Annotated in this window: 6 protein-coding genes; 3 read left to right on the forward strand and 3 right to left on the reverse strand. The window is 72.7% G+C overall.

What is annotated here, in order from left to right; genetic code table 11:
- Nucleotides 1-274: 274 nt before the first annotated feature.
- Nucleotides 275-799 (reverse strand): hypothetical protein, encoded by a 525-nt coding sequence (locus IH61_RS0139485; RefSeq protein WP_051838775.1) that lies wholly within the window; start codon nt 797-799, stop codon nt 275-277.
- A gap of 382 nt (nt 800-1,181) precedes the next feature.
- On the opposite strand from IH61_RS0139485, the gene IH61_RS0139495 reads away from it, so the two are divergent.
- Entirely contained in the window at nt 1,182-1,595 is a 414-nt protein-coding gene (locus IH61_RS0139495) for a PaaI family thioesterase (RefSeq protein ID WP_031079204.1), read from the forward strand.
- Between the two features lie 105 nt (nt 1,596-1,700).
- Here the strand turns inward: IH61_RS0139495 and IH61_RS0139500 are convergent, their stop codons facing one another.
- Nucleotides 1,701-2,150 carry a CBS domain-containing protein gene (locus tag IH61_RS0139500; protein ID WP_031079205.1) on the reverse strand — a complete coding sequence of 150 codons (450 nt, stop codon included), beginning with the start codon at nt 2,148-2,150 and terminating at the stop codon, nt 1,701-1,703.
- A 78-nt stretch (nt 2,151-2,228) separates the two neighbouring features.
- Complete coding sequence (locus IH61_RS0139505; protein ID WP_078911745.1) at nt 2,229-3,248, reverse strand: slipin family protein; 1,020 nt, start codon at nt 3,246-3,248, stop codon at nt 2,229-2,231.
- A gap of 122 nt (nt 3,249-3,370) precedes the next feature.
- Between IH61_RS0139505 and IH61_RS0139510 the strand changes: the two genes are divergently transcribed.
- Complete coding sequence (locus IH61_RS0139510; RefSeq protein WP_031079208.1) at nt 3,371-4,150, forward strand: uracil-DNA glycosylase; 780 nt, start codon at nt 3,371-3,373, stop codon at nt 4,148-4,150.
- A 101-nt stretch (nt 4,151-4,251) separates the two neighbouring features.
- Entirely contained in the window at nt 4,252-4,581 is a 330-nt protein-coding gene (locus IH61_RS0139515; protein WP_324607651.1) for a DUF6980 family protein, read from the forward strand.
- Nucleotides 4,582-4,676: the final 95 nt, after the last annotated feature.

Consider the following 4,676-nt stretch of genomic DNA (forward strand, 5'->3'; position numbering starts at 1 on the left):
TCGCCGAACTCATCGCCGGCGCCCTCCCCCCACCACCCCCCGGCGACACCCCACCCCGACACGGCTGACCGCCCGGGCCGACCACCCGCGCGATCGCGTACGGTGCTCGGCGCGGGTGCAGCCGAAGCCCCGTCGCGGCCCTCGCTCGGCTCCCGCCGCATGACACGGGTCGCCGTGGACAGCCTGTCCCCGAACTCCTCCAGCGCCTCCGCGACCGGTCCGCCCCGCACCTGGTGCCGTTCCACCCGCGCCGTCCGCTCCCCACCCCGATCGACTATCCGAGCCGGGAGGAACCCTCGCCGACACCCCCCGCCGCCAGGAAGGCCCCGGCGTGCGCCGCGGCCTCCTCCCGGCTCGGGTACCCGGCGGCCGCCTCCCCGGCCGTGCCGTCCGCGGCCACCGCGGACCACCGCCAGCCGTCCTCCGCCTCCGTCAACTCCGCCGTCCCGCCGAACAGTTCGAGCACCCCCGGCCGCGCCGGCCGCGCGACCGCCTCCGGCCACTTCTTCCGGGCACCCTGCCGGGTGATGCCCCAGGCCGCACCCAGCTGCTCGTAACTCGCCCCGTAGGAACCGGCGGTGGCGGCCGCGAGCGCCGTGAGCCGCTTCACCTCGACGTCCACCAGCTTCCAGGCGGACAGCACGGAGAGCGCGATCTCGACCGGCTCCCCGTGCCAGCTCCGCTCCTCCGGCAGCCCGGTCCCGCGCGAACGCACGGCGGCGGCGAGCGGGTTCAGCGCGTCCACGAGCGCCCGGCCCAGCTCGGCGCTCTCCTCAGGGGTGATCTCCACGGTCGTCATGCCGACAACCATAGTTGCCGATACTCGTCTCGACAACCATTGTTACCGATCGAACCTCGACAACGGGCTCGAGCCCCGCCGCTCGGGCGCGAACGGAGTCCCGGACACGAGTCCGCGACAGCCGACCACCAGCGCCTCCCCCAGGAACCCGACACCGATGGAGAGTTGGACGGGCCGGGCATCCGCCGCCAGGCCGTGGCGCGAGGCGAGCAGCCCGCGTCCACACCCGCGCCCGCGTGCTCCTCGAGCCCGCCCCCGACACCGACCAGCGCGCCGACCTCCTCGGCCCGGACGAACTGCGCGCCGTCCTGCGCCGCCACCTCGACAGCCTCGCGGGCCGCAACCCCTGACGCCCGGCCCGCCTCCTTGCCACAATGCCCCCGTGACCCTCACCCCCGCCGAGGCCGACGGCCTCCTCGCCGCCCACTTCGCCCCCTGGGTGCAGGCCCTCGGCCTCTCCACCGTCGAGACGGGCGAGCACCACGCCGTCCTGCGCCTGCCCTGGTCCGACCAGCTGGCGCGCGAGGGCGGCGCCCTGTCCGGGCAGGCCCTGATGGCCGCCGCCGACACCGCGAGCGTGATCGCCGTCTCCGCCGCCCGCGGCGGCTTCGGCCCGATGACCACCGTCCAGCAGTCCACCAACTTCCAGCGCGCCGTCACCGACCGGGACGTCCTGGTACACGCCCGCGTCACCAAACTGGGCCGCCGGATCGCCTTCCTGGACATCACCCTCACCCCGGAGGGCACCGACGACCCGGCCGCCCACGCCACCGCCGTCTACGCCCTCGGCGGCTGACCCCCGACACCCCCGAACGGCGTACGGCACTACGCAAGTAGTGCCACTACTTGCGTAGTGCCGTACGCCGTTCGGGGGAACGCCACGGCCCCGGCGCGCTCCGCGCTAACTGCCCGCCGTCGCCTTCGGCGCCTCCTCCGCGCAGACGGCCGACACGAACTCCGCCAGCCGCGCCTGCGGCAGCCCGCGGGCGATGTCGGCCTCGCTGATCATCCCGACCAGCTTGTGCTCCGGGTGGTTGATCACCGGCAGCCGGCGCACCTGGTACTGCTCCATCACCCGCAGCACCTGCTCGCAGTCCTCGTCCGCCTCCACCGTCATCGGCCGGCCCAGTGCCAGCTCTCCCGCCGTCACCTCCGCCGGGTCCCGACCCTCGGCGACGCAGCGCAGCACGATGTCACGGTCGGTCACGATGCCGAGCAACCGGTCGTCGTCCCCGCAGATGGGCAGCGCGCCGACGTGCCGGTCCCGCATGATCCGGGCGGCCTCCGCCAGCGTCTGGCCCTCGCGGACACACTCGGCGCCCGGGTGCATGATGTCGATCGCTCTGGTCATGATCCGCCTCCTGGCCTGGCTTCCACTCCCTCGTCCATCGTGGTCCGCACGGGTGACCGACGCCACCGGGGAAGCCCGTCAGGCCGCCCGCCCCGGCGCCTCGCCCTCTCCCGTCCCATCCCCCGCGCCATCCCCCGTGCGCTCCCCCACGCCCTCCCCCTCCACCAGCGGCGACTGCCGCAACACCTCGTCCAGCTCCGGGAGTTCCCGCGCCTCCCCGCCCTCGACCGGCCGCGGGGGCGCCTCCCGCTCCACCTCGACGTCCACCCCGGACTGCTGCGCCACCTTGACCGCCGCCGCAGCCGCCGCAGCCGCGAGCACCTCCCGCTGCTGGTTCTCCGTCGCACTGTCCAGGAACCGCAGCAGCTCCACCGGGAACGGCAGCACCAGCGTGGAGTTCTTCTCCGCCGCCACCTCCACCACCGTCTGCAACAGCCGCAGTTGGAGCGCCGACGGTGTCGCGCTCATCACCCGGGCCGCCTCCGACAGCCGCTCCGACGCCTGGTACTCGCCGTCCGCCGTGATGATCCTCGCCCGCCGCTCACGCTCGGCCTCCGCCTGCCGGGCGATCGAACGCTTCATCGACTCCGGCAGGGCGACGTCCTTGATCTCCACCCGGTCGATCTGAATGCCCCAGCCCAGCGCCGGGCTGTCGATCATCAGCTCCAGGCCCTGGTTGATCGGTTCGCGGTTCGCCAGCAGATCGTCCAGCTCGCTCTTGCCGATGATCGACCGCAGGGAGGTCTGCGCGACCTGCGACATCGCGAAGGTGTAGTCCTGCACGTTGACCGTGGCCTTCACCGGATCGAGCACCCGGAAGTACACCACCGCGTCCACCCGTACGGTGACGTTGTCCCGGGTGATGCCCTCCTGCGCCGGGATCGGCATCGTCACGATCTGCACGTTCACCCTGCGCAGCCGGTCGGCGATCGGCATCAGCGCCACCAGCCCCGGCTCCCGCACCTCCTCGCGCACCCGCCCGAAGCGGAACACCACACCCTTCTGGAACTGCTGGACGACACGGATGCTCATCCCCGCCCACAGTGCCCCCAGCCCCACCAGCCCCCCGATCGCCCCCAGCACCGCATCAACGATCATCACGGCCTCCTCGGCCTTCCGCGCGAACCGGCGCAAACCAGCGCAAACCAGCGCAAATCCCACGCTACGCCTGCCCCGCCACCGCCGGGACGCCCGTCCCACCAGACCCTAGGATCACGACCATGCCGCCGTGCCCCGCCGACGACCCCGGCCACCCCGCACACCCCGCCGAGGCATCCGCCCGCGCCGCCGGACTCACCGAACTGGACCGCGTGGTCACCCACTGCCGGGCCTGCCCCCGCCTCGTCGAGTGGCGCGAGGAGACGGCCCGCACCAAACGCCGCGCCTACCTCGACTGGGACTACTGGGCCCGCCCCATCCCCGGCTTCGGCCCACCCGACGCCCCTCTCGTCCTCGTCGGCCTCGCCCCCGCCGCCCACGGCGCCAACCGCACCGGCCGCATCTTCACCGGCGACCCCTCCGGCGACCTCCTGTACGCCGCCCTCTACGACCTCGGCCTCGCCAATCGCCCCGAATCCGTCCGCCACGGCGACGGCCTGGAACTGTACGGCGTCCGCATCACGGACCCCGTCCGCTGCGCCCCGCCCGAGAACAAGCCCACCACCACCGAACGCGACACCTGCCGCCCCTGGATCACCCGCGAACTGCAACTCCTACGCCCCACCGTCCGCACGGTCCTCGCCCTCGGCGGCTTCGCCTGGCAGGCCATGCTCCCCGTCATCGCCGACGCCGGCTGGCAGATCCCCCGCCCCCGCCCCACCTTCGGCCACGCCACCGAAGCCACCTTCCCCGCCACGGACGGCGGCCCCCCACTGACCCTCTACGGCTGCTACCACGTCAGCCCCCGCAACACGAACACCGGCCGCCTCACCCCACCCATGCTCCGCACCGCCCTGCGCGAGGCAGCCCTGACAGCTGGCCTCAACCCCACCCCGGAGTAGGTGGCCCCCAACTGCCGCCCACAGAAGGAAAATTTGCAGCGGGCCACCGCACATCGTGCTTCAATCGACCGCATCCGATCGATCCCAGGAGCCCCGAAGCCTTGATCTCGCCCACGACCGAACACTGCTGCGAGCAGATGACCACGCAGCTGAACCGGCAGTGCGACCGACACCCCGACACGTCCGACTGCGTCGACGTCCTGGTCCGCTTCTCCCCTAGGTTCCAGGAGTACGGGATCGTCATCCACGACGGCGGCAGCGCGAAGTGCCGCATCGAGTTCTGCCCGTGGTGCGGTCACCGGCTACCCGAGTCCCAGCGCGATCGCTGGTTCGATGAGCTCGAACGCCGGGGCATCGACCCGTGGGAAGACGGCGTCCCGGCCGAGTTCGAGGACGGTCGCTGGCTGACCTCGGCCCCCGGACAGCTCTAGATGATCGATTCCAAGGGGTGGGAGTTCTGAGCCGACCGCTACGATCAGGCATGGGATGCGGGAGCTCTGGGGAGGGCAGTCTGTGGGTGACACGG

The sequence above is a fragment of the Streptomyces sp. NRRL WC-3742 genome, assembly GCF_000720635.1.
GTDB lineage: Bacteria > Actinomycetota > Actinomycetes > Streptomycetales > Streptomycetaceae > Kitasatospora.